The sequence below is a fragment of the Streptomyces akebiae genome, from assembly GCF_019599145.1.
GTDB classification, from domain to species: domain Bacteria; phylum Actinomycetota; class Actinomycetes; order Streptomycetales; family Streptomycetaceae; genus Streptomyces; species Streptomyces akebiae.
Map to the genome: position 1 here is coordinate 9209145 of NZ_CP080647.1, position 23940 is coordinate 9233084.

A 23940-nucleotide genomic window follows, 5' to 3' on the forward strand; every position below is an offset into this window, starting at 1 on the left:
GGGCGGGGCGGGCGTCCGCCGACACGCGTGCCGGCCGAACCGCGGCACGGTGTACCGCGTTCGGCAGGTGGACGCGCTCTTCCCCCCGGCGGTCGACGGGTTCGTCGGTGCCCACCACCACGGCCGGGGGCTCGTCACCGCCCACCACGACGGCCACGCCGAGCAGTTGCTCCCTGGAGAAGGGTGTCCGGCCGAAGGGGTGCCCACGCGCCGTGACCGGCGCTTGCCGGACCCGCGCCGAGGCCGTCGTGAGCTCGCCGGTGAAGGCGCCCGGCAGCTCTTCGTCGAGGGGCGCGGTCACGAGGACGCCGTCGGGTCGCCGCACGTCCGCCACCACCTCGGCCAGGCCCTCGACGGGCCGCCCGAACTCGCTCAGGACGGCGTCGAACCGCACGGTGGAACCCGGTTCCAGGCTGCCTTGTGTGAGACGGGCGCGGTGTGAGACGGGCGCGCAGGTCGAGATTGCTCCACGAGCTGACGGTGACGCCGTAGCGCGGCCCCGTGGGCGATCAGCCCGTCCAGGTCCGTACGGTCCCTCGGTTCCCCGTACGCGGCGGCGTTGCGTTTGGCCGTCAACTGACCTTGTCGGATTGGCTTCGGGTGTCGGCGTTGAGGGTCAGGCCGGTTTCGGTGAGGCAGCCGTTGATGAGTTCCGGGTGGCGCTGGACCTGGGCGAGGCCGCGGCGGAGGGTGCGGGTGAGGTGGTCGGGGTCGGTGAATGCGGTGTTGGCCATCGGGCCTCGCCGTAACAGGGACCAGACTCCTTCTTCCACCGGGTTCAAGTCCGGGCTGTTAGGAGGGGAGATGGACGATCGTGAGTCAGGCGTGGCCTGCGGTGTGGTCACGCGGGCCAGCGGTGCGATGGGTGTTGAGGTTGTCCCGGAGGACGATGATCACGCTGTCGGCGGGCGGGCAGTGGACCACCGCTCACAGCCCGGTGACCTTGGCGCTCGCCGACAGCTCGTAGACCAGGGTGACTGTGCGGCGGCCGCCGGGCGGCAGGGGGACGTCCCAGCGGGCGATGCCCTCGGCGTCGACCACGTCGGGCGCCGGGGAGCATGAATCCTTGTGCAGGCGTATCTCGACCGCCGAGACCTCGGAGACCGGGATCCGCTCCCGAAGGACGACCACCCGCTCGCCGTGCTCTCCGGGGGCGGAGAACCGGGACAGGTGCAGCCGGACCGTGCGGGTGACCACGGTCCGCTGGGTGATTCCGGCGGAGCCGCGGGACTCCTCGGCATGCCGGGCCACCCGGTAGTCGTCGCAGCTGCCGAAGGCCAGCTCGACGGGGGCGCCCGGGGCGGTGAAGTCCAGCGTGCCGCGGCCGCTGAATCCGCTGCCTCGGACCAGGTCCACGGGCCCGGCGAGCAGCACGTGGCCGGACAGGTTGTCGAACCGCACCACCTGGGTGACCAGCGGCGACACCTCGGGTGAGCAGGCGTATTCGCTGCTCGCGGCGGTGGTGAACACGGTGAGCGGCACCCGGTGGGCGCGGCCGTCTCCGGGTACGGAGACCGACGCGGGGGATCTCAGTACCCGCGCCTCGCCGCCGTCGTCCACCCCGGGCAGGCCGAGCACCGGGGCTGGGCCGAGGTCCCCGATCTCCTCCTCGCGCAGTTCGACGTCGAGCGTGCGGCGCTCCGCCGCGGAGCGGTCCTTGAGCGTCAGCCGGTCCTCGCCCAGCCGTGGCGGATCGGTGGCCCGCGCCGAGCGGGCCGTCGACAGGGTCAGCCGTACGTCCGACCAGTCCTCGCCGGTGCGCTGCCAGATCATCGCGTCGGTCTCCAGCGTCAGGGAGTCCCCGTCGAGCACGGCCCGATAGGCGGGCCGCCACAGCGCACACGGGGTCAGGTGACTCAGGCGCAGCCCGACCGGCCCGGCGACCGCGGCCTCCACAGTCAACTCGACATGACCGACCAGCTCGGTGGGCTCCTCCTCGGAGAGATCCATGGCCCGCCGGGCTTCCCCGAGTTCGGCGGCGAGGGCGGCCAGCCGGGCCTCCACGGCGCGGAGTTCCTCGCCGTGCGCGTCGCGCTCGTCGTCCACCCGGTCCAGTTCGCGGGCCCAACGGGGTCCTTCGCTCTCCCCGGAGCCGGCACCTTCGCCGATCTCCCGCAGCAGATCGGCGGCGAGGCGGCCGAGCAGGTCGAGGCGGGCACGCAGCCGGTCACGTCGCTGTCCCAGAGACAACTGCTCCTCTTCGAGGGCGTGTACGCGCAGGCGCAGGGCGGAGTCGTCGGTGGACGGCAGCGGCCCGCGCGGCGTCCAGTTGCGGACGATCCGTACGTCGAGCACGGTCGCGGGAAGATCGGCGGTCAGCTCGGCATGGAGGGTCCGGTCGACGGCCAGCGCACTGACCGGCCCGAGACGCAGCCGCTGGACCCCGGCCTTCAGGTCGAGCACGGCGGCGCGCTCGACGTGGGCACGATCCTCGAGACACGTGACGGCGGTGACAGGGAGGGCGATCGGCTTCGGGGCCGTGGACATGGTGTGGGTCAGCTCCTGCGGTTGCCGCCGACCAGGGCCTTGCCGGTCGGGATGCGTATCTCGTAGCCGCCGTCGAGGGCGGCGGTGGCGCCTGCGGGCAGGTCCAGTCGCCAGACGCGGGTGCCGGGCGCATGGCGATCGGGCCCCGTGCCTTCCTCGGGTGCCGCCCAGTCGGCCCGTTCCTCGATCCGGACGTCCGGCTCGGAGGTGACCGGCACCCGCTCGCGGACTTCGACGGTGACAGGCCTCGCGAGCCGGTTGGCCAGCTCCACGTGGACGCGGTGGTCGAGCACGGTGGTGTTGCCCCGCAGGCCCGAGGTCGACTCGTGCAGGTTCGTACGGCGCGTGACCCGGATCCCCTCGGCCGGCCCGAGACCCACCCGCCGGACACCACCGGGGGCGAGTGTGGGCAGCGCGGTGGTCAGCAGGAAGTCGTCGTCGACGGTGACCTCCACAGGGCCGGCCAACAGTGCCTGGTCGGTGGCGTTGGAGAGCACCAACGTCGCGTACACGGTCTGTTCCACGGACGGCACACAGAGGTACTCGGTGCACAGGCCGACCGGGATCTCGCCGACGGTGACGGTGTGCCAGGTGCCGTCCGACGGAATGTCGGCGCGGGCGGTGGCATCGAAACGGTGGTCGAAAGAACCAGCCGACTCGCGGGGCCGCACGGCGTGGCCGGGCAGCGGGAGCGCGGCCACCGCTTCGGCGCGGCGGCGATGCTCGGTCGCCATCGGGTCGAAGGGAGAGCCGGGAAACAGCCGGCCTCTGCGATCCCCCTGTTCGTCGGGGCCGCACAGGACGAGGGCGGCGTAGTCGAGTTCGGCGCCGCTCGGCTGCGGCGGACCGGCCACCGGTGCCGGAAGGGGTGGCGGTGCGGCCCGGCCGGGAGCCGCGGGCGCCATGGGGGCGGCGGGGGCACCCGCGAAGGAGCTGCCGCCGGTCCGCGGCCTGCCGGCCGACCGCGAGGGGGCCGGCTGCGCGCGGTCGGCCATCCCGTCGCCGAACGACACCGGGGAGGGGTTGTACGCGCCACCGGGCGCCGGGACCGCGGCCGGCGGACGGCCGTAGCCCTGCGAGGCCGGCGGCGGGGGAGGTGGAGGTGGCGGTGGCAGTGGCGGAACGGGACCGGACGCGGAGCCGCCCGCGGCACCCACGGGCGCGGAGCCGACCACGACAGCCGCAGGTGCGGCGGTTGTGGCAGGGCGGGGGCCGACGGCCTCGTACCCGGTGAACAGGTCGGCGAGTCCTGCCGGAGGCTCGCGCCAGCCAGAGGGCGCGGGGGCGGGCTGACTGCGCCCGATCCGGATCGAGCGGAGCCTCGGCAGGTCGGTGCGGCGCCGGAGATCGGCGGTGGCCAGGGCGATGCGCACGCCGGTCCAGTCCTCGCCGGTCCGCTGGGCGACCGAGGCACGCAGCACCAGACGGCCGCTGCCGTCGCCCTGACGGTGCGTGAGACGGTAGGTCGGTACCCAGACGGCGCCCGGCACCCCGTACTCCAGCTCCACCTCGGGTCGCGCGTCACCGGTGCCGTCGAGGGTCAGGACCGCGCAGACCGTGGTCTCCACACGCGATGACGGTGCGTCGGTGGAGGCGCGGGCGAGCCTGTCGGCGGCGACGGCGAGCTTGTGCTCGACGTCGTGCAGCGCATCCTCCAGCTCGACGAGGCGGGTGTGCAGTCCCGTCAGCCGCTCGTCGACGAAGTCGGCGAGCTCCAGCCACGCGTCGACCGGGGTGCGCCGGTGCGGGTCCTCGCGCCTGCGGGGAGGTGGGATCGGGTGCAGAGCCCTCACTTCCTCGATCAGACCGAGCTGCCGGTCCCGGCGTCCCTGTGCCGCCGCATGCTCGTCGCGCAGCCGCTCGACCTCGCGGCGCAACTCGTCGGGCGTGTCCCTGCCGAGGGGCTGGGCCTCGACCTCCACCCGGGCTTCGGTGACACGGACCCCAGGTGTGCCCAGGACACGGGCCCGCAGCGAGCCCGGGTCCAACGAGCGGGGCAGTCCCGTCACCCGTACCCGGCCGTCGGGCGGCACGATGCCCCGGGCCAGACGGCGGCAGACCGCGCCCTGCGCGTACACCACGACCGAATCGAGGGTCGACCCCCACCTCTGTGCTGCCTCAACCGTCATGTGCTCCGGCCCCCCTGTCCATGCTGAGCGAAGCCTACGCCCGGGCGGTCTGCGCGTCCGCGTCGCGTCGGGAGGATGGCGTCCAGGTCCACAGCCTGATGCGAGCCCCGCAAAGCAAAGCCGTCAACCGACGTCCAAGAGATTCGGCGACCGCAGGAGGTACCGGGTGCGGTCGTGGCGTTGGAGCGCTTCGCACTCGGGGCCCGGTAAGGCGGGGTGATGGTGTATCACCTCGACGGCACCCGATGGCGTGCGGCGAAGGCGCTCCCGGGCCGACTGCGGCCGGGCCCGTCCAGAGTTCCGAGGCGATGTCCAGGGCGGGTGACACCGCTCTCCCGCATGTTCCTCCTCCGGCGACGGACGCGCCGACCGCCCGCGTAGAGCAGAGGACGGAATCCGCTCAGGGAGGGGCCGCGAGATGGCGGTGCGCATGTTGTTCAGGACGGTCGGTACGGCGAGAGGGACCAGATGCACGGCGATCGCGGCGGCGGCGATGGCGGCGCTGACCGCTTCCCAGGCGCCGGAGGTCTCCGCACAGGCCGCGGAGGCGGCGCGGAACGCGGCGCGTGCCGAGCACGGGCCGAGCGTGTCCGGCGACGCCCCGTACCGCACCGAGCTTCCGCCTCTGCGGACCGGGAAGTCCGACGAGGCCACGGCCGCGGGGCGGGCCGGCGGTGCACTGCCCGCGACCGTGTTCGCCGCGTACCGGCGTGCCGAGTCGGAGCTCGGGGGCACCGCACCGGGATGCCGACTGGAGTGGCAACTGCTGGCCGCCATCGGCCAGGTGGAGTCGGGGCAGGCGCGCGGCGGCCGGGTGACCGCAGACGGTACGGCCGTGACACCGATCCTCGGCCCCCGGCTGAACGGCGGCGCCTTCGCGGTCATCCGGGACACCGACGGCGGCCGGTACGACGGGGACACGGCGTACGACCGGGCGGTCGGCCCGATGCAGTTCATCCCGTCGACCTGGACCCGCTGGGGCGTGGACGGCAACGGCGACGGGCGGGCCGACCCGAACAACGTCTTCGACGCGGCGCTCGCCGCCGGGCGCTATCTGTGCGCGGGGTGGGGGAGGGACCTGTCCGACCCGGCCGACCTGGATCGGGCGATCCTCGGCTACAACCACTCGGCGGCCTATCTGCGCACGGTCCGGGCCTGGTACGCGTACTTCCTGGAAGGGCATCGGGTGGTACCGGACCGGAGCGGCGGGTCGTCCCCGCGACCGGAGCCGTCGAGACCGAGCAGTACACGCGAACCCGCGCCGGAGCCGTCCGAGCGCCCGGGCGCGAGCCCGTCCCCTGCGCCGCCCGCCTCACCCTCGCCCTCCCCCTCTCCCACCCCGTCCCGCCCGTCGGGCGGAGCGGAGCAGGCGGACGAGTCACCGCTCCCCGTACCCGACCAGGGCGTTGAGCTGCCCGGTGGCGACGTGCTGCCCGGTGTCGGCCCGTTGACCAGCAACGGTGCGGACACGATGCGCCCGTCCCCCTCCACAACCACGGATACCGGGCGGTAATGTCGCCACCCGCCGGACGGCACGAGACCGGCGGAGTGAGCGCGAAGGGGCCCTCATGGCGACGGACATGCCTGCTGAGACAGAGGCGGCCATGGCTGCTGGGACAGAGGCGGACCACGACCGCTGGCAGCGCATGTGGAGCCACCGCGAGCAGTTGCTCAAGGTGGCCCGGCGCAGGTCGATGAGCCCGGAGGACGCCGAGGACGCCGTGCACGAGGCCATGCTGCGCGCCGCCGAGCGTCCGGACCTCGACGACGAGCGCCTCGGTGCCTGGCTGACGACCGTGACCATGCGGCTGTGCGTCGACCGGTACCGACAGGTCAACCGTGAGGCCGAGGTGCGCACCAGCCCCACGCTGATCGCACCGGGCCCGGTGCCCGTCGAGGAGGCGGTGTGCGACCGGGCCGAGGCGAAGTGGCTGGCCGTGCGCAGCGGGGAGCTGCCCGCCCGGCAGGCGGAGGCGCTGCGGCTCAAGTCCGAGGACCTGGACGTCGGCCAGGTCGCCACGGAGATGGGGCTGAGCTATCGGACCGTCGAGTCGCTGCTCGCCCGGGCCCGGCGGACGCTGCGCGCCTCGCTGGCCGGGACGCTCGGCGTGGTGCTGTTCCTGCTCGGGCGCGGACGGCCGCGGGGAGGCGGGAAAGCGCATGCCGTGGTCGTCGCCTCGACGGCGGCGACCTTGGCGGTAGCGGGGTTCGTGATGCCGTACGCGCTCGACGGGAGCGAGGGCGGTCCGGCTCCGCGGCCCTCCGTGTCCGGGCCCTCGGAGGCGCTCACGAGCGACGGGGGCGGCGGGGTGCGCGCGCCGGAGCCGCGCGAATCGTCGCCCGCGTCGGCGGCCCCCGGCGACGGTCCGGCGGGATCCGCGGCCGACGACGGATCGATGCTGCCGCTGTCCGTGCCGCCCTTGCCCGAGGCCTCGGTGCCCCCGCTTCCGGGGCTGCCTGCGCCCGGGGTTCCCCGGGTCCCGGGCGTGCCAGAGCTGCCGGACACTCCGGACATGCCAAATATCGCAGATGTACCAGATGTGGCAGATGCGACAGGTGGGTCAGGGGTGCTGGACGTGTCGGATGCGCCGGTCGAGTCCGCCGTCCCCCCGGTGCCGCCGGCGGCGTCGATCTCGTCGGTTCCGGACACGTCCGCCGTGCCGGCCACCCCGCTCTCCCTCTCCACCGCGACCGAGCTCCCGTAAACGCGCAGGTCAGGAGGTCGGTAAGGCTGCCTGACCGGCAGTCCGCAAATTCGTCCGAAAAAAATCGGCCTCGTCGCGACGGACCTCCCGCCCCTCCCCGTAGAGCAGATGTCGGAGCTGCTCCACGGCTGAAGGGTGGGACCGGATGGGTGTCGAGATCTGTGTGGAAGGGCTGACCAAGTCCTTCGGCCACCAGGTCATCTGGCAGGACGTCTCGCTGACGCTGCCCGCCGGGGAGGTATCGGTCATGCTCGGCCCCTCGGGCACGGGCAAGTCGGTGTTCCTCAAGACGCTCGTCGGGCTGCTGAAGCCGGAACGCGGCTCGGTCAAGATCGCCGGCCGCGACATCACGAAGCTCCGTGAGCACGACCTGTACGAGGTGCGGAAGCTGTTCGGGGTGCTGTTCCAGGACGGCGCGCTGTTCGGCTCGATGAACCTGTACGACAACATCGCCTTCCCACTGCGCGAGCACACCCGGAAGTCCGAGAGCCAGATCCGGCGGATCGTGCTGGAGAAGATGGACATGGTCGGGCTGATCGGCGCCGAGGGGAAGCTGCCCGGCGAGATCTCCGGCGGTATGCGCAAGCGGGCCGGGCTGGCACGGGCCCTGGTGCTGGACCCCGAGATCATCCTCTTCGACGAGCCCGACTCGGGCCTCGACCCCGTACGCGTCGCCTACCTCAACCAGCTGATCGTCGACCTCAACGCGCAGATCGACGCCACCTTCCTGATCGTCACGCACGACATCGCCTCGGCCCGCCAGGTGCCCGACAACATCGGACTGCTGTTCCGGCGCGAGCTGGTGATGTTCGGCCCGCGCGAGAAGCTGCTGACCAGCGACGAGCCGGTCGTACGCCAGTTCTTGAACGGCCGGATGCAGGGGCCGATCGGCATGGCGGAGGAGAAGGACGCCGCCCAGGTCGAGCAGGAGCTGGCGCAGCTCGGCGACGGCGAGCACACCACGACGCCCGGCGGTCAGGAGCTGCCTCCCCGCCTGCTGCCGGGTCCGGGCATCACCAGGCCACCCCGCTGGGAGGCCATCGCCCGACGGGAAGCCGAGCTGCACCGGAAGGAGGTGGCCGGAGCATGAGCCTGTCACCGACCGGAGCGCTGCGGCACTCGGGCAACCTGTTCGCGATGGCGCTGGACGTCGTGCGGACCATACCCCGACGGCCCTTCCAGGCACGGGAGTTCATCCAGCAGGCGTGGTTCGTCGCGAGCGTCACGATCCTGCCCACGGCCCTGGTGTCGATCCCCTTCGGGGCCGTCATCGCCCTCCAGATAGGCAGCCTGACCCGGCAGCTCGGCGCCCAGTCCTTCGCCGGTGCCGCCTCCGTCCTCGCCGTCCTGCGGGAGGCCTCGCCGATCGTCACCGCGCTGCTGATCGCGGGCGCGGGCGGCACGGCGATCTGCGCGGACCTCGGGGCACGCAAGATCCGCGACGAGATCGACGCCATGCAGGTGCTCGGCATCGATCCGATCCACCGGCTGGTCGTCCCCCGCGTACTGGCCTCCATGGTGGTGGCCGTGCTGCTCAACGGCCTGGTGTCGGTCGTCGGTGTGGCCGGCGGCTACTTCTTCAACGTGATCCTCCAGAACGGCACCCCCGGCGCGTATCTGGCGTCCTTCACCACCCTCGCCCAGCTCTCCGACCTGTGGGCGGCCGAGGTGAAGGCGCTGGTGTTCGGGGCGATCGCCGGGATCGTCGCCTCGTACAAGGGGCTCACCGCGAAGGGCGGACCCAAGGGCGTCGGCGACGCGGTCAACCAGTCAGTGGTGATCACCTTCATGTTGCTGTTCGTGACCAACTTCGTGATGACGGCGGTGTACTTCCAAGTCGTCCCGCAGAGGGGCTGAGGAAACCGACGATGCGACCTCCACGACTTCTCGACCGCCCGCTCCGCTCACTGGAGGAGCTGGGCACCCAGCTCTCCTTCTACGGCCGCTCACTCGCGTGGACGGGCCGTACCCTGCGCCGCTACAAGAAGGAGATCGTGCGGCTGCTCGCCGAGGTGAGCTTCGGGCGCGGCGCGCTGGCCGTCGTCGGCGGCACGGTCGGCGTCATCGCCTTCCTGTCGTTCTTCACCGGCACCGAGGTGGGCCTCCAGGGCTACGCGGCCCTCAACCAGCTCGGCACCTCCAACTTCGTGGCCTTCCTGTCGGCGTACTTCAACACCCGGGAGATCGCCCCGCTGGTGGCCGGGCTCGCCCTGTCCGCCACGGTCGGCGCCGGCTTCACCGCACAGCTCGGCGCGATGCGGATCAGTGAGGAGACCGACGCCCTGGAGGTGATGGGCGTGCCCTCGCTGCCGTTCCTGGTGACCACCAGGATGGTCGCCGGTTTCGTCGCCGTGATCCCGCTGTACGTGATCGGCCTGCTGTCCTCCTACCTCGCCGCCCGCACCATCACCACCGTCTACTACGGGCAGTCGACCGGCACGTACGACCACTACTTCCACCAGTACCTGCCGCCCGTCGACGTGCTGTGGTCCTTCGGCAAGGTGATCGTCTTCGCCGTACTGATCATCCTGGTGCACTGCTACTACGGCTACTACGCGAGCGGCGGACCCGCCGGGGTCGGTGTCGCCGTGGGCCGGGCGGTGCGGACGTCGATCGTCGCCATCAACGTCCTGGACTTCTTTCTGAGCCTCGCGATCTGGGGCGCCAACACGACCGTACGGATCGCGGGGTGAGGTCGATGAGAGTACTGAGACTTCGGTTGTACGGCGTCGCCTTCATCGCCGTGCTCGCGCTGCTGCTGTCGCTCGCCGTGGCCGTCTACCAGCAGGCGTTCACCTCGGTCGTGCGCATCACCCTGGAGGCCGGCAGCCTCGGCAACCAGCTCGATCCGCGCGCCGACGTCAAACTGCGCGGACTGCTGGTCGGCGAGGTGCGCGCGGTGCGCGCGGACGGCGAGAAGGCGACCCTCGACATCGCGCTCAGGCCGGAGTACGTCGCGTTCATCCCGTCGGACGTGCACGCGCGGCTGCTGCCCAAGACGCTGTTCGGCGAGAAGTACGTCGACCTCGTGGCACCGCGCGGCTCCTCGGCCCGGCCCATCCGCGCCGGGGACGTCATCACCCAGGACCGCACGAAGACGGGTATGGAGCTGCAGCGGTTGCTGAACGACCTGCTGCCGCTGCTGCGCACGGTCGAGCCGGCCGAGCTGAACGCCACGCTCTCGGCGTTCGCCACCGCGCTGGAGGGCCGCGGTGACCGGATCGGCGACAACCTCACCCGCGTCGAGAGCTATCTGCGCCGCCTCAACCCGCACATGCCGTCACTCAAGGAGGACATCTCCCGGTTCGCCGATGTCGCCGAGGTGTACGGGGACGCGGCGCCCGACCTGATGCGGATCCTGCGCAACACGGTCACCACCAGCCGCACGATCGTCGAGAAGAAGGACCGGCTGGCCGCCGCGCTCCGCACCACCGCGACCGTCGCGGGCACCGGTGAGGACTTCTTCGAAGCGAACGGCGACCGGCTGATCACGCTGGGCCGGGTCTCCCGCCCCACCCTTCAGCTGTTCGCCCGCTACTCACCCGAGTACCCGTGCCTCCTCGAAGGGCTGGTCCGGCAGGAGAAGGCGTCTCAGGAGGCGTTCCGGGGCGGCCGGATGCGGATCACCCTCGAAGTCGTCCGCCCGCAGGCCGCGTACGAGCCCGGCGAGGAGCCGCGTTACGCCGAGCGGTCCGGGCCGAACTGCCGGGGTCTGCCCCATCCACAGGTGCCCGCACCGCACACGAAGCTCAACGACGGTACGTCGCCCGGTGTTTCCGGCGGCGCCCTGCCCGCAGGTGTCGACGTGTCCGCCACCGAGACCGAGCAGCGGGCCGTGGGCTCGCTCGTGGCCCCCGTCATGGGCGTACCGGCGGACGAGGTGCCGCCCGTGGCGACCCTGCTGTTCGGCCCGCTCGCTCGTGGGACGGCGGTGAGCGTCGTATGAGGACGACGGGAGCTCGCCAGACCATGGCACCCCTGGTCAAGTTCGGCCTGTTCGCGCTGGTCACCATCCTGGCGACGGCTCTGCTCGCCGCCACCATCGTCAACGTCTCCTTCGCGCCGAAGGACACGTACCGAGCAGTGTTCAGCGATGTGACCGGCCTGGAGGAGGGCGACGACATCCGGGTGGCCGGGGTGCGGGTCGGCGAGGTCGAGGGCATCCGGATCAAGGACCGGACCCTGGCCGAGGTCACCTTCACGGTCACCGCGGAGCGCCCCCTGCTCACCAGTACCGGCGCGGTCGTTCGTTACCGGAACCTGGTCGGGCAGCGGTACATCGCGCTCACCGAGGGCGCCGGCGACGGCACCCGGCTGCGGCCCGGCGGCACCATCCCGCTGTCCAGGACCCAGCCCGCGCTGGACCTCAACGCGCTGCTGAACGGCTTCAAGCCGCTGTTCGCCGCGCTCAGCCCGAACGACGTCAACCAGCTGGCCACCGAGATCATCAAAACCCTTCAGGGAGAGGGCGGCACGGTGAACAGCCTGCTCGCGCACACGGCGTCGCTCACCACGACGCTCGCCGACCGCGACGAGCTGATCGGCTCCGTGATCGACAACCTCAACTCCGTACTGAAGACGCTCGACGAGCGCGGTGGCCGTTTCTCCGGACTGCTGAAGCAGTTGCGGCGGGTGATCTCCGGACTGTCCGCCGACCGCAAGCCCATCGGGGAGTCCCTGGTGAGCATCGGCGACCTCACGGAGGCCACATCGGGGCTGCTCGACGACGCCCGCCCGCCGCTGAAGGACGACATCACCGAGCTGGGCGAGGTCACCGGGACGCTGAACAGGAACGAGAAGACCGTGGAGGGCGTGCTGAAGCGGCTGCCGAACAAGCTCACCGCGCTGACGGGGACGGCGTCCTACGGCTCGTGGTTCAACTTCTACCTCTGCGACTTCGACGGCCGGATCGTGCTGCCGAAGACGAAGCAGGTGCTCACCCCCGAGTTCCACGTGGCGCGGGCGAGGTGCGGCGCATGAGGATCCGCATCGCGCCGAACAGGCCACGGCGCCGCCGCCCGGAGCCCCTGATGAAGGTGCGCGTCCTGCCACCGAAGCTGCCCGGGCTGCCGAAGCTGCGGCTCCTTCCCCGCAGGAAGCGTCGCCCGGAGCCCTTGATGAAGGTGCGTGTCCTGCCACCGAAGCTGCCGAGGATCAGGCTGCCCCGGAAGGCGGGCCGCCCGCGGCTGAAGCCGTTCCGGGACCGCAACCCCGTGTTCGTCGGCGCGGTCGGGCTCACCACCCTCGCGCTGCTGACGGTGGCCGCGTTCAACGCCGACAGCCTGCCGGTGATCGGCGGCGGCGAGACGTACAGCGCCGCCTTCTCGGAGGCCAGCGGCCTCAAGCCGGGCGACGAGGTGCGGATCGCCGGGGTCAAGGTCGGCAAGGTCGAGGACGTCGATCTGGACGGCGACCACGTCAAGGTGACCTTCAAGGTCAAGGACGACCCGGACTTCGGCACCGAGACCGGCGCGTCGATCCGGGTCAAGACGATCCTCGGCGCGAAATACCTGGCGCTGCACCCGAAGGGGCCGGGCCGACTGAGGGCGGGCAGCGAGATCCCGCTGCGGCGGACGGTGTCCGCGTACGACGTCGTTCAGGCGTTCAGCGATCTGACGACCACGACGGAGGAGGTCGACACGGAGCGGCTCGCGAAGGCGCTGGACACGATCTCCACCACCTTCCAGGACTCGCCCGCGGAGGTGCGGGCGTCCATCAAGGGACTGTCACGGATCTCCCGGACGGTGGCCTCGCGCGACAAGGCGCTGCGTGAGCTCCTCGACCACGCGAACGGGGTCACCGGAGTGCTGGCCGAGCACTCGGAGGACTTCTCCGCGCTGGTGAAGGACGGCGACAAGCTGTTCAAGGAGATCAGCAAGCGGCGCACGGCGATCCACAAACTGCTCAAGAGCTCCGCCCTGCTGGGCATCGAGCTCTCCGGCCTGGTCGAGGACAACCGCGAGGCGATCGGGCCCGCGCTCAAGAACCTCAACACCTTCGTCAGGATGCTCGAACGCAACCAGGCGAGCCTCGACCGGAGCGTCAAGCTGCTCGCGCCCTACGTGCGGGTCTTCACCAACACCCTCGGCAACGGCCGCTGGTTCGACTCCTACGTCCAGAACCTGGTCGCCGCCCCGGTGGTGCCCCGCACGGGAGGCTCACGATGACCAGGCGATTGCCCGCCCCGCGCACCCTGGTGCTGCTCACCGCGCTCGCGGTCCTCGCCGCGCTCGCCATGGTGCTGTGGCCGCGCCCCGGGACCGTCCGGGTCACGGCGTACTTCCCGCGCACCGTCGGTATCTATCCCGGCTCGGACGTCCGCGTCCTCGGCATCCGCATCGGCGAGGTCAGGCGGATCACGCCGGAGGGCGGCCGGGTGCGCGTCGAGCTGGAGTACGAGGAGGGCCGCAGGCTGCCCGCCGACGCGCAGGCCGCCATCATCAACTCCTCGGTGGTCAGCGACCGTTACGTGCAACTGCTGCCGGTATACCGCAAGGGCCCGGTGCTGCGGGACGGCGACGTCATTCCCGAGTCGCGCACGGCCGTGCCCGTCGAGCTGGACCGGATCTTCGACAGCCTGCACACCACGTCCGAGGCACTCGGCCCGAAGGGCGCGAACAAGGACGGCTCCCTGTCGCGACTGCTGGGCGTGAGCGCGGACAACCTCGAAGGCCAGGGCGAGAACCTCAACCAGACCGTCGAGGACCTCTCGCAGGCCGTCACCACCCTGTCCGACGGGCGGGGCGACCTGTTCGGCACCGTACAGAACCTCCAGGTGTTCACGGCCGCGCTGGCCGCCGACGACCAAAGCGTGCGGTCGTTCAACACCAGCCTCACCAAGGTGGCGGAGCAGCTCGCCGGGGAGCGCGAGGACCTCGCGGCGGCGCTGAAGCATCTGGGCGCGGCACTCGGCGACGTGTCGGAGTTCGTGAAGAAGAACAAGAAGTCACTGACCTCGAACGTGCGGGGCCTCAGCAAGGTCACCAAGGTCCTCGTCACCCAACGCGCCGCGCTGGAGGAGCTGTTGGAGGTCGCTCCCACGGGTCTGTCGAACCTGCAGAACGCCTACAACGCCTCCGCCGGCACCCTCGACACCCGCAACAACCCCGAGCAGCCGCAGGACCCGGCGTCCCTCCTGTGCTCCCTTCTGAAGACGACCGGGGAAGAAGGCGGCGAGAACCCCGACTGCGCGGAGCTGAAGAAGCTCTTCGACTCCCTGCCCGAGGTACCGACGGCCCCCGCGGTGACGGGCACGGTCGACCGGACGCTCGGCGGAATCCTGGAGGCCCGAGCATGAGTGTCTCCCGTAGGACCGGCGTGGCCGCGTGGACGGCCGCCGGATCGCTGCTGCTGACGGGCTGCCAGTTCAACGGCTGGTACGACGTCCAGCTCCCCGGAGGGGCGGCGGCGGACGGCCGCTCCTACCACGTCACGGTCGAGTTCAGGGACGTCCTGGACCTGGTGCCGCAGTCGGCGGTCAAGGTCGACAACGTCACCGTGGGCGCGGTCGAGAAGGTGGAGCTGGACGGCTGGCACGCCCGGGTGCGGCTGCGCGTCGCCGACTCGGTGAAGCTGCCCGCCAACGCGGTCGCCGAGCTCCGGCAGACCAGCATGCTCGGCGAGAAGTACGTGGCGCTGTCCCCGCCGGTCGGCACCGCGCCCGTCGGACGGCTCCGCGACGGCGACCGCGTCCCGCTGTCCCGCAGCGGCCGCAACCCGGAGATCGAGGAGGTGTTGTCCGCCCTGTCCGCGCTCCTCAACGGTGGCGGCGTCGCCCAGCTCAAGACGATCACCGTGGAGCTCAACAAGGCCCTGGAGGGCCGCGAGAACCGGGTCAGGTCCCTGTTGGAGGAACTCGACACGTTCCTCGGCGGACTCGACGGGCAGCGCGCCGACATCGTCCGCGCCCTCAAGGGCGTCGACCGGCTGGCCAAGCGGCTGAGGAAGGAGAAGAAGACGATCACCAAGGCCGTCGACACGCTGCCGCCCGCCCTGAAGGTCCTCGCCGACCAGCGCCGCGACCTGACCCGGATGCTCACCGCCCTGTCGAAGCTGAGCAAGACCGGCACCCGGGTCGTGACCGCCTCGCGGGACGACACCGTCGCCAACCTCAAGCAGCTGAAGCCGATCCTGCAGCAGCTCGACAAGGCGGGCGACGACCTGCCCAACTCCCTTGAACTGCTGACCACTTACCCCTTCCCGCGCAATGTGGTCGACGCCGTGGAGGGCGACTACGTCAACCTCGCGGTCACCGCCGACCTCGACCTGGCGGGCATCTACGGCAACGTCAAGGACAAGCCCGGCGAGCCCGGCGGTTCCGGTGACGGGGACGACGGTTCCGACATCCCGGACCTGCCGGAACCGCCGGAACTCCCGGATGTGCCCGGCCTCCCGGCCCCCGCCCCGCTGCCCGAGACCCCGGAGGTTCCGGTCGAACCCTCGGCGCCCACGGACGGCGACGACCTGCTGTGCCCGCCGGTGTGCACCGCGGGCTACGGCCCCCGAGGGGACTCCGGCCGCCTCCCGGCGGGGATCGACCTCGCGCTCGCCGAGCTCATGCTGAAGGGAATACAGCCGTGATCACCCGTACGGTCAAGGCCCAGCTGCTCGCCTTCGTCACCCTCACCGCCGTCGGGGTGTCGTACGTCGGCGCCGAGTACACGGGCCTGGTGGACGAAGTCCTCGACCGCGGCTACACCGTGCGGGCCGACTTCGCCGCGTCCGGGGGCATCTTCTCCGGCGCCGAGGTCACCTACCGGGGGGTGCCGGTGGGCCGGGTGGGCGAGCTGCGGCTGTCCGGCCGAGGGGTGTCGGTGGCCCTGGAGATCGAGGACGACGCACCCCGTATCCCGGCCGACACCCTGGCGGTGGTCGCCAACCGTTCGGCGGTGGGCGAACAGTACGTCGATCTGCAACCGCGGCGGACCGGCGGTCCGTACCTGCTCGACGGCAGCCCGATACCGCGCGAGCGCACCCGGGTGCCGCTGCCCACCACCGACCTCGTCGTCAGCCTCGACCGGCTGGTCAACTCGGTCGGCAAGGACGATCTGCGCACGACCGTCGACGAACTGGGCAAGGCCTTCTCCGGCACCGGGCCACGGCTGAGCCGACTCGTGGACTCGGGCAACGAACTCGTCGAGGCGGCTTCCGACACGCTCCCGGAGACGATCTCCCTGATCGAGGACTCGCGCACGGTGCTCAAGACCCAGGCCGACCAGGGTTCGGCCATCACATCGTTCTCGCGCGATCTGGCGGCGCTCACCGAGGAGTTGAAGGCGAGCGACGGGGATCTGCGCCGGCTGATCGGCAACGCGGCGCCCGCCGCGCAGGAGATCGACTCCCTGCTGAAGTCGACCCGGCCGGATCTGCCGGTCCTGCTGGCCAACCTCATCAGCGGCGGCCAGGTCACCGTGGCGCGGCTGCCCGGAGTCGAACAGGCCCTGGTCACCTTCCCGGTCGTCGTCTCCGGCAGCTACACGGTCGTCCCGGGCGACGGCACCACCCACTTCGGCCTCGTCCTCGGCGCCGACGACCCGCCGCCGTGCACCCAGGGGTACGGCGGGACGCAGCGGCGGGACCCCGACGACACCGGCACGCGCCCGGCGAACACCGACGCGCGCTGCACGGCGCCGCGCGGCAGCGACACCTCGGTGCGCGGCGCGCAGAACGCCCCCGGCGCGTCGACGGGTTCGTACGGCGCCGAACGGGCCGCGTACGTCACCCCGTACGACCCGGACACGGGCACCGCCACCGGCCCGGACGGGAGGCCCGTCGAGATCGGCTCGACGGGCGGCCAACAGACCGTCTTCGGAAAGGAGTCGTGGCAATGGCTACTCGTCGGACCGATGGCATGAACACCGAGATGAGCGAGCGCATGAACGCCGAGGTGACCGAGCGCATGAACGCCGACGGTGGGAAGCGGGTGCGCCGCAGGGTGCTGTCCGCCGGACTCGTCGTCGCGACCGTCCTGACGACCGCGCTGTCGGTCTGGCTGGCCGTGGGGCTGGCCGGGCAGCGCGGGGCCGAGCAGCGGCGGCAGGACGTCCTGGCGGCGGCCCGCCAGTCGGCGCTGAACTTCACCTCGCTCGACTACCGCCACTACGACCGGGACAGCGGGAACGTGCTCAAGAGCGCCACCGGCGACTTCAAGGAGCAGTTCGCCGCGCAGACCGAGCAGCTGACCGCGCTGGTCGCCGAGAACAAGTCCGTGTCCGAGGGACAGGTCCTCGAAGCGGGCATCGTGAGGTCCGACGCCCGGTCCGCCCGCGTCCTGGTCGTCGCCGACAGCAAGGTGACCAACACCGCCGTGCCCGACGGAGAGGCGCGCACGTACCGGCTCCAGCTCGACCTCGTCCTCAAGGACGGTCGCTGGCTGACGTCCGACGTCGAGTTCGTGGGCTGAACGACCGGCGTCCCGTATGAACAGGCATCAGAGTTGAGGAGAAAGACCGTGGCGAACACCACCTCGCGAACCCGCGGTGCCGGCTCCCCCGCCCGCCGCACCATGACCGCGGCCGCCCGCGCGGCGGCCAAGCGCGCCCGACGCGTGGAGCACCTCGCGGCCGAGGCACCGCCACGGACCGAGGAACGGTACTCCGGGCGCACGGTGGTGATCGACGCTCCGGGCGATGACGGGTGGGACGACCCGCCGGAGCCGGCATCGGAGTCCGTGTCCGTGTCCGTGTCCGTGTCCGTGTCCGAGGATGCGCTGAAGGAGAGTGCGTCCGTACGACGGCGCTGGCGACGGCTGCGCACCACGGTGTCCTGCGTCGTGCTCGTGGCAGGTCTGGTCGCCATCGCCGTGCTCGGGTGGCGCTACGGGGAGGGGCGGCGCGCGGAACAGGCGCGGGGAGAGGCGCTCGCGGCCGCGCGGAAGGCGGCGCCCGTCGTCCTGTCGTACGACTACCGGCATCTCGACCGGGACTTCGCCCGCGCCCGCACCCATCTGACCGGGTCCTTTCGCGCCGAGTACGGAAGGACCACGACGAAGGTGGTCGGACCGACCGCCAGGAAGTACCACGGTGTGGTGAAGGCGACGGTGGCGGCACCCGTGGGCGGTGGCCTGCCCGCGGCGTCCGTCGTGTCGGCCGGACCGGACAAGGCCGTGGTCCTGCTGTTCGTCAACCAGGTCACCACGAGCACCCAGGTCACGGGATCCCGCATGGATCTGAACCGGGTGCGGATGACGCTCACCCGCACCTCCGAGGGTTGGAGGGTGAGCGCCGTGGACGCGCTCTAGACGCCCCGGATCTCCACGTCCAGCCCGGCGGGAGCATCCGTTCAAGCCGCAGGCCACCACCTGGGCGTCGCCCATGCCGGCGCGTAGCCGAAACCGTTGATCGCCCAGTACAGGGCCGCCGGAGCCAGCAGGCTGCCCGAACGGCGCCGCAGCTCGCACAGAACCACCCCGGCGGCGGGTCCAGGCCCGTCGCCGGGCGGAGTCGGTCAAGACCAGGGAGCGGGTGACCAAGCGCCTGACGAGGAGCGGTCCTCCGCGAGGTGGCCCCGCAAGGCTGCGGAGCTCGATGTACGGCTTCGACAGCGTCTCGCACTGCTCGACCAGCAGCAGCTGATGTCGACGAGCCGCCGCAGATCCTCACCGCGGCGCTCGTGCTGAACCGTCAGGTCCGGATGAGCTTCCCGGGCTGAGAGGGATCGTCCCGGGGTGGCCGCGGATGCTCCGTACCTTGCCTGCGTCGGCGCGAGGGCCGGGGCGGTCGCAGGTCGGGAGCCCGGCCTCAGTCGGCGCGCCCGACGCCGCGATCCGGTGCGCTCATGTCCCCTGTGGCGGGGGTGCCGTCGGCGAGTCCGTACCGCAGGTACACGGCCCCCTTGGGGCCGGCCGCCGGTGGTTCGAGGAGCGTGAGGTTCGTGGGCACCTCGCCGCCGTCGAACACCTTCTTCCCGACGCCGAGCACGATCGGATGCACCCAGAGGTCGAGACGGTCGAAGAGCTTCTCGCGCAGAAGGCTCTGCACCAGGTCCAGGCTCCCGACGACCTTCACGTGCTCGTGCCGGTCACGGATCTCGCGTACCGCGGCGGCCAGATCCGGACCGAGCTGCGTGGACCCGGCCCACGAGAGGTCGGGCTTTCCGCGGGAGGCCACGTACTTCGGGACACGGTTGAAGAGGTCGGCGATCGCGCCGTCCTCGCCGCCCTTCTGGTGCGGCCAGTAGGCGGCGAAGATGTCGTACGTCCGCCGGCCGAGCAGGAGGGCGTCCGTGCCCTCGTACGCGGCACCGATCTGTGCCCCCGCCACCTCGTCCAGCAGGGGTGCCTGCCAGCCGCCGAACGGGAACCCGGCCGGGTCCTCGTCGGGGCCGCCGGGCGCCTGCCCGACGAGGTCGAGGGTTGCGAACAGTTCGATGTGGATGAGACCCATGGCCTACTCCCGATGAGATGGTCGTCCGGTCAAAAGGTAGACCTGCGGGAACCGGCTGACTCATCGCCGCGCGGACCCGTGCCGACCGGGAATGGTCGCGCGAAGCCGGGAGGGGTCGGTGCGCAGGCTCAGGTTTCTTGCCTTCAGCGCCGCCGCAATCGCCTGGTGGTGGACGCACCGGGGTTCCGGGGGGCTGGTTCGGGCCCATCTGCGCGACGATCGCGCGGTGGAAGGCGTCGTAGGAGCCGGTGAACCCGTAGAACGAGCGCTTCACCGCCTCGTCGTCGACGAGCATCCGGTCGTGGAGCACACAGGTCAGCCGACCTGTCGGTGGGCCGTGCCAGGATGCCCGTATGACGGAAACAATCGATCACACGGACCTCAGCCCGCTGAGACTGTTCGGCACCTCGCCCGGCAACTACAGCCTGATCCTCAGCGACAACCACTTCGGCGAAGCGACCGACCTCTTCGAAGCCGTCGGGCAGGAGGGCGGCGGCTACAGCTGGGACGCGGTCGCGCACACGGCGGTGCGCATTCATGCGCCGGAACTGGCCGACCGGATCGGGGGCTTCGATCCCGAGGCCGGGATGATGTGCGTCTACGGCGAGGACGAGGCGGCCCTGCGGGAGCTTGGGCTGCTTCTCAGCAGCGCCTTCCACGACCGCGCGAAGCTGGCCGCGCTCATCGAGGCCACCGATCCCGGAGATTGGGACTGAATCCCCTCGCTGCGCGCTGTGCCCGAAGTCGCGGTGGGTGGGTCCCGGTGATCAGGAGGGCCTATTTCTTCGGATCGCCCCTTGATCTGCATGGTCACCTTTGGGTTCCCCAGTCACTGAAAAGTGCGTTCTTCCATGTCAACGGCCACTCTCCTACGGTTCCCGAGTAACCACGAGAGACCGAAGCGCCTTGGTCGGGTGGACACGAGCCGGACGGGCGCTCAGGACAAGGAGGACGACAGCATGGCCATCAGCCTGGTGAACCCGAGTGGATTGCCCAAGGTCGATGTCTACCGGCAGGTGTCGATCTCAACCGGGTCGAAGCTGGTATTCATCGCCGGGCAGGTCGCCTGGGACGCCGAGGGGCACACGGTCGGCGAAGGCGACCTCGCCGCGCAGGTCGAGCAGTGCTACCTCAACATCTCCACCGCCCTGGCCGCGGCCGGCGGTTCCTTCGACGACGTGGCGAAGCTGACCGTCTATGTGGTCGACTGGACCCCCGACAAGATGCCCCAGCTCCTGGAGGGGATCTCCCGAGCGGCCGCGGAGCTGGGAATCACCCCGGTCCCCCCGGCCACGCTGCTGGGTGTCGCGGCACTGGACGTCCCCGAGCATCTGGTCGAGATCGAAGCCACCGCGATCCTCGACTGAGCAGACGTCGTTTCGCCCGCCTGAGCGCCGACGTGCCAACCTGCGTGCTCGGCACCTCTTGTCCGATGCGCGGCTTGACCGGGCTGTCTCGAGACCGCGGCCACGACCGGCTCCTGGGTGGCCACCCACGTCGTCGTGCGGGAGAGCTGCGAGAAGGGCGTCCGCCTCCTCGACGCACGGACCGCCAGGCGGACCGCGGACCTGGCCCCGGAGATCCCCGCCGCATGGCCGCCGATCGGCGAGGACGGCGTCCTGGAACCTGCCTCGGCGAGTACGCGTGCCAGCCGGAACGTCTGCGAGCTGCTGACGTTCCGGCTGGGTGGGAGCACGGGAGGGTCGAAGGCGCTGTACTGGTGGATCGACGGCGACGGCAGGCCGGTTCCGCTGGTGGAGGGGCAGGCCACCCCGTACGCCGAGGACCAGCCCTTCCGGGTGGACATCGCGGACGAGGGCTTCACCCGCGACCGACGCGGCCGCCCGCACGACCGCCTGGCAGGTGAAGACACCACTCGACGTGGGGGGCCGTCGGCTCCTTCAACGACGTGGCCGTCACCTCCGACGTGCGTCGCGCCGGGGCGGCGGCATGGGTTCCGCGGCAGACCCGCTGATACGGCCGTCGGTCCTCCGGCCGTATCGCTCAGCCGCTGTCGACGCGTGGGGCACCCGCCTACTGAAGCAGCTCCCAGTCCTGTGAACCGTCCGTCGACGCCGTCTGCAGCGTCAGCGGGGCACCGGCGGACGCGCCGGTCAGGTACAGGCTCGTGTTCTTGACGGACTGCAGCTTGTAGAAGCCGTCACCGGTCTTGACGAGGTTCCAGCTGCCGGTGCTGCTGTTGTCCACCCACTGGCCGATCCTCTGCCCGGCTGTCGCGTTTCCGGTCCAGATGGCCGCCGCGCGTCCGCCCGCCTTGTTCAGCAGGGTCACACCGCCGTTGGGTTCCGTCACCACGTGCCAGAACTGGGTGTCCGCGTTCGAAGCCGAGCCGGGGGCCTCCAGGCGTACGTCAGGGACGTCGCCGTTGCCGATGTTGGCGTCGTTGGTCTTGTTGCCGGTGCCGATCACCTGGTCGGTCCTGCGGTTCACCAACTGGTAGTAGGCGCCGTCGCTGTGCCCGAGGTCGATCTCGGCGAACTTGAGTGTGGAGGTGCCCTGGTTGTTGAGGATCGAGATGCGGCCGGTGCCCTCGACGTACTGGAGGCTGCGGCTGTAGCCGGCCTGGGAGGTGGTCTGGTACTCCTTCCATGTCCCGTCACTGCGCCCGCTCTCGTTGACCCAGACGTTGCCGCTGCCTGCGGCGTTGTAGACCAGCCGGCCACCCGGGAGCCGGATGATCACAGGGCTGCCGTTCATCGACAGCGCGCGCGAACCGGTGTCCGTCGGCAGCGAGTTGACCCCCGTCCCGGTGGGCGAACCGGTGTAGAACTTCAGCGGGTCGTCGGCGATCCGGTACCGGGTGTTGGCTCCGCCACCCCAGTACTCGTAGGTGAGCAGCCACTTGCCGTCCGTCGTGCGGACGACGTTGGTCATGCCGGGCCTGCCGCCGCCGATCTCCGTCTTGCCGCCGCCCATGTCCTGGGTCAGCCCGGCGAGGTCGACGACGGGTGCGCTCCAGTTCGCGCTGCGCCCGTCCCAGGTCTTGTGCACCAGGATCTGGCCCAGGGAGTCCTTGGCGGTGTCGTTGGCGGGGTCGAGGGTCGGGACGCCCGTGGTCGCGTTGAAGCCCGTGTAGTCGTTCTCGTCGGAGTAGTAGCAGACGAGGCTTCCCTTGTGGACCATCAGGTACGGCTCCCAGAGGGGATCCACCTGCCTGTTCGTGTTGGCGTCGGCGATGTTCTGCCCCGTGGCGCCCGCGCTGCCGCCCTGCCAGCCGCCGGTGGCGACGACGTTGAGGATCTTCCAGGTGGCGCCGTCGTCGGTGCTGGAGTACAGGGCGATCGCCAGGTCCTTGCGGTCACCGTCGTTGGAGGGCGTCCAGTTCGGGTCGGCCGCCTTGTGCTCCTTGTAGTAGTAGTCGTCGCCCGACACGACACTCGCGAGGAGCAGGGTGCCCTGCTTCAAGTCGCCGACGTCCTGGGGGAGGACGTAGAGGTACGGGTTGGTCCAGTTGCTCGTGTACTTCGCGTACTTGGGGTCGTCGGAGAGGTACGCCGGTGCCTTGACCTCCGACAGCGGCTGCCAGGACGTGCCGTCGTCGTCGCTCTTGTGGACCGGGAGGGTCTGCTTGTCGGCGCTGCCCGTCGCCGACACCACCGTGGACTTCTCGAACGCGGCCACCAGGCGACCGCTCGGCAGCTGCGCCGACTTGGGGTAGACCGCGCAGTTGCCGCGCCCCTTCAGACACGGCTCGCTGCCGAGCTGGTACAGGGTGCCGCCCGTCGGGTTGTACGCCTGCGCGCCGGAGGCGGGTACGGCCAGCAGCGCGGACGCCGCGGCGAAGGTGCCCAGCGCCTTTTTCAACGTGCGTCTTTGCACGGTTCCTCCTTCTAGGGGTGCCACACGGTGGTGCCGGGGCCCGTCGGCCATGAGGTGAGGTGAGGTGAGGGTGCGAGTGACGTGATGGTGGGGCGCCGGTGTCGGCGAGGACGAGGTCACGTACGTCTCAGGTGGAGGACACGTACGTCCCAGGGGTCCGAGTCGGCGCGACGCCGGCCGGACCGGATCGTCGTGGCGACGTCGGTCGGTCCACCGGCGTCGGGCACGTGTGCGTTCCCGGCCCCGGTCGTGCGGGACATGGACTCCGGAACGTTGTCAGCCGTTCCTGGCCCTGACTGCGCTGACATGTCTACGCAGTCAGAAGAGGGGCGTCAAGGGTTGCGGAAGATATTGGTGAGGTCGCGCGAACCGCCGTTTGACCTGCCGAACACGCGC

At 71.0% G+C, this 23940-nt stretch carries 20 protein-coding genes and 1 pseudogene; 16 read left to right on the top strand and 5 right to left on the bottom strand.

The features are described 5' to 3' along the window. The first annotated feature begins 67 nt into the window (after nt 1-67). Nucleotides 68-442: a hypothetical protein gene (locus K1J60_RS39985; protein ID WP_220650483.1), complete on the top strand. Its 375-nt coding sequence runs from the start codon at nt 68-70 to the stop codon at nt 440-442. A 130-nt stretch (nt 443-572) separates the two neighbouring features. Here the strand turns inward: K1J60_RS39985 and K1J60_RS47440 are convergent. From K1J60_RS47440 to K1J60_RS40000, 3 genes and pseudogenes are all read right to left on the bottom strand, one after another. Then, a pseudogene (locus K1J60_RS47440) lies at nt 573-894 on the bottom strand (transposase); the annotation flags it as partial. Nucleotides 895-927: 33 nt separating this feature from the next. Continuing rightward, nucleotides 928-2487: a DUF4139 domain-containing protein gene (locus K1J60_RS39995; RefSeq protein WP_220650485.1), complete on the bottom strand. Its 1560-nt coding sequence runs from the start codon at nt 2485-2487 to the stop codon at nt 928-930. An 8-nt stretch (nt 2488-2495) separates the two neighbouring features. Beyond that, nucleotides 2496-4616 (bottom strand): DUF4139 domain-containing protein, encoded by a 2121-nt coding sequence (locus tag K1J60_RS40000; protein WP_220650486.1) that lies wholly within the window; start codon nt 4614-4616, stop codon nt 2496-2498. Nucleotides 4617-5034: 418 nt separating this feature from the next. Here K1J60_RS40000 and K1J60_RS40005 point away from each other — a divergent pair, with 418 nt between their 5' ends. From K1J60_RS40005 to K1J60_RS40065, 13 genes are all read left to right on the top strand, one after another. Continuing rightward, complete coding sequence (locus K1J60_RS40005) at nt 5035-6129, top strand: lytic transglycosylase domain-containing protein (RefSeq protein WP_220650487.1); 1095 nt, start codon at nt 5035-5037, stop codon at nt 6127-6129. A 91-nt stretch (nt 6130-6220) separates the two neighbouring features. Further along, nucleotides 6221-7321, top strand: a complete 1101-nt coding sequence (locus tag K1J60_RS40010; protein WP_259408119.1) for a sigma-70 family RNA polymerase sigma factor — start codon at nt 6221-6223, stop codon at nt 7319-7321. A 145-nt stretch (nt 7322-7466) separates the two neighbouring features. Next, entirely contained in the window at nt 7467-8411 is a 945-nt protein-coding gene (locus tag K1J60_RS40015) for an ABC transporter ATP-binding protein (RefSeq protein ID WP_220650489.1), read from the top strand. After that, on the top strand, nt 8408-9178 hold the full coding sequence (locus tag K1J60_RS40020) for an MlaE family ABC transporter permease (protein ID WP_009313612.1): 771 nt from the start codon (nt 8408-8410) through the stop codon (nt 9176-9178). The genes K1J60_RS40015 and K1J60_RS40020 overlap by 4 nt, the downstream gene beginning before the upstream one ends. An 11-nt stretch (nt 9179-9189) precedes the next feature. Then, nucleotides 9190-10014, top strand: a complete 825-nt coding sequence (locus tag K1J60_RS40025) for an MlaE family ABC transporter permease (RefSeq protein ID WP_220650490.1) — start codon at nt 9190-9192, stop codon at nt 10012-10014. Nucleotides 10015-10019: 5 nt separating this feature from the next. After that, the gene (locus K1J60_RS40030) at nt 10020-11267 is read left to right on the top strand and encodes an MCE family protein (protein WP_220650491.1); all 1248 of its coding nucleotides are present in this window, start codon (nt 10020-10022) and stop codon (nt 11265-11267) included. Beyond that, entirely contained in the window at nt 11264-12301 is a 1038-nt protein-coding gene (locus tag K1J60_RS40035) for an MCE family protein (RefSeq protein ID WP_220650492.1), read from the top strand. Before K1J60_RS40030 ends, K1J60_RS40035 begins: the two co-directional genes overlap by 4 nt. Continuing rightward, a complete protein-coding gene (locus K1J60_RS40040; protein ID WP_398683951.1) occupies nt 12298-13488 on the top strand; it encodes an MCE family protein in 1191 nt (396 codons plus the stop codon). Before K1J60_RS40035 ends, K1J60_RS40040 begins: the two co-directional genes overlap by 4 nt. Continuing rightward, on the top strand, nt 13485-14618 hold the full coding sequence (locus tag K1J60_RS40045; protein ID WP_220650493.1) for an MCE family protein: 1134 nt from the start codon (nt 13485-13487) through the stop codon (nt 14616-14618). Before K1J60_RS40040 ends, K1J60_RS40045 begins: the two co-directional genes overlap by 4 nt. Further along, nucleotides 14615-15901, top strand: a complete 1287-nt coding sequence (locus tag K1J60_RS40050) for an MCE family protein (RefSeq protein WP_220650494.1) — start codon at nt 14615-14617, stop codon at nt 15899-15901. Before K1J60_RS40045 ends, K1J60_RS40050 begins: the two co-directional genes overlap by 4 nt. Continuing rightward, the gene (locus tag K1J60_RS40055; protein WP_220650495.1) at nt 15898-17175 is read left to right on the top strand and encodes an MCE family protein; all 1278 of its coding nucleotides are present in this window, start codon (nt 15898-15900) and stop codon (nt 17173-17175) included. Before K1J60_RS40050 ends, K1J60_RS40055 begins: the two co-directional genes overlap by 4 nt. Beyond that, a complete protein-coding gene (locus K1J60_RS40060; protein ID WP_398683952.1) occupies nt 17148-17723 on the top strand; it encodes a hypothetical protein in 576 nt (191 codons plus the stop codon). Before K1J60_RS40055 ends, K1J60_RS40060 begins: the two co-directional genes overlap by 28 nt. A gap of 48 nt (nt 17724-17771) precedes the next feature. Then, complete coding sequence (locus tag K1J60_RS40065) at nt 17772-18560, top strand: hypothetical protein (protein ID WP_220650496.1); 789 nt, start codon at nt 17772-17774, stop codon at nt 18558-18560. Nucleotides 18561-19059: 499 nt separating this feature from the next. On the opposite strand, the gene K1J60_RS40070 is transcribed toward K1J60_RS40065, so the two are convergent. After that, the gene (locus K1J60_RS40070) at nt 19060-19704 is read right to left on the bottom strand and encodes a dihydrofolate reductase family protein (RefSeq protein ID WP_220650497.1); all 645 of its coding nucleotides are present in this window, start codon (nt 19702-19704) and stop codon (nt 19060-19062) included. Nucleotides 19705-20057: 353 nt separating this feature from the next. Between K1J60_RS40070 and K1J60_RS40075 the strand changes: the two genes are divergently transcribed. Together K1J60_RS40075 and K1J60_RS40080 are read left to right on the top strand one after the other, a co-directional pair. Beyond that, nucleotides 20058-20420, top strand: coding sequence for an Imm51 family immunity protein (locus tag K1J60_RS40075; protein ID WP_220650498.1), 363 nt, complete (start codon nt 20058-20060; stop codon nt 20418-20420). A gap of 243 nt (nt 20421-20663) precedes the next feature. Next, nucleotides 20664-21071, top strand: coding sequence for a RidA family protein (locus K1J60_RS40080; RefSeq protein ID WP_220650499.1), 408 nt, complete (start codon nt 20664-20666; stop codon nt 21069-21071). A 667-nt stretch (nt 21072-21738) separates the two neighbouring features. On the opposite strand, the gene K1J60_RS40085 is transcribed toward K1J60_RS40080, so the two are convergent. Further along, a complete protein-coding gene (locus K1J60_RS40085) occupies nt 21739-23544 on the bottom strand; it encodes an RICIN domain-containing protein (protein ID WP_259408120.1) in 1806 nt (601 codons plus the stop codon). Nucleotides 23545-23940 lie beyond the last annotated feature (396 nt).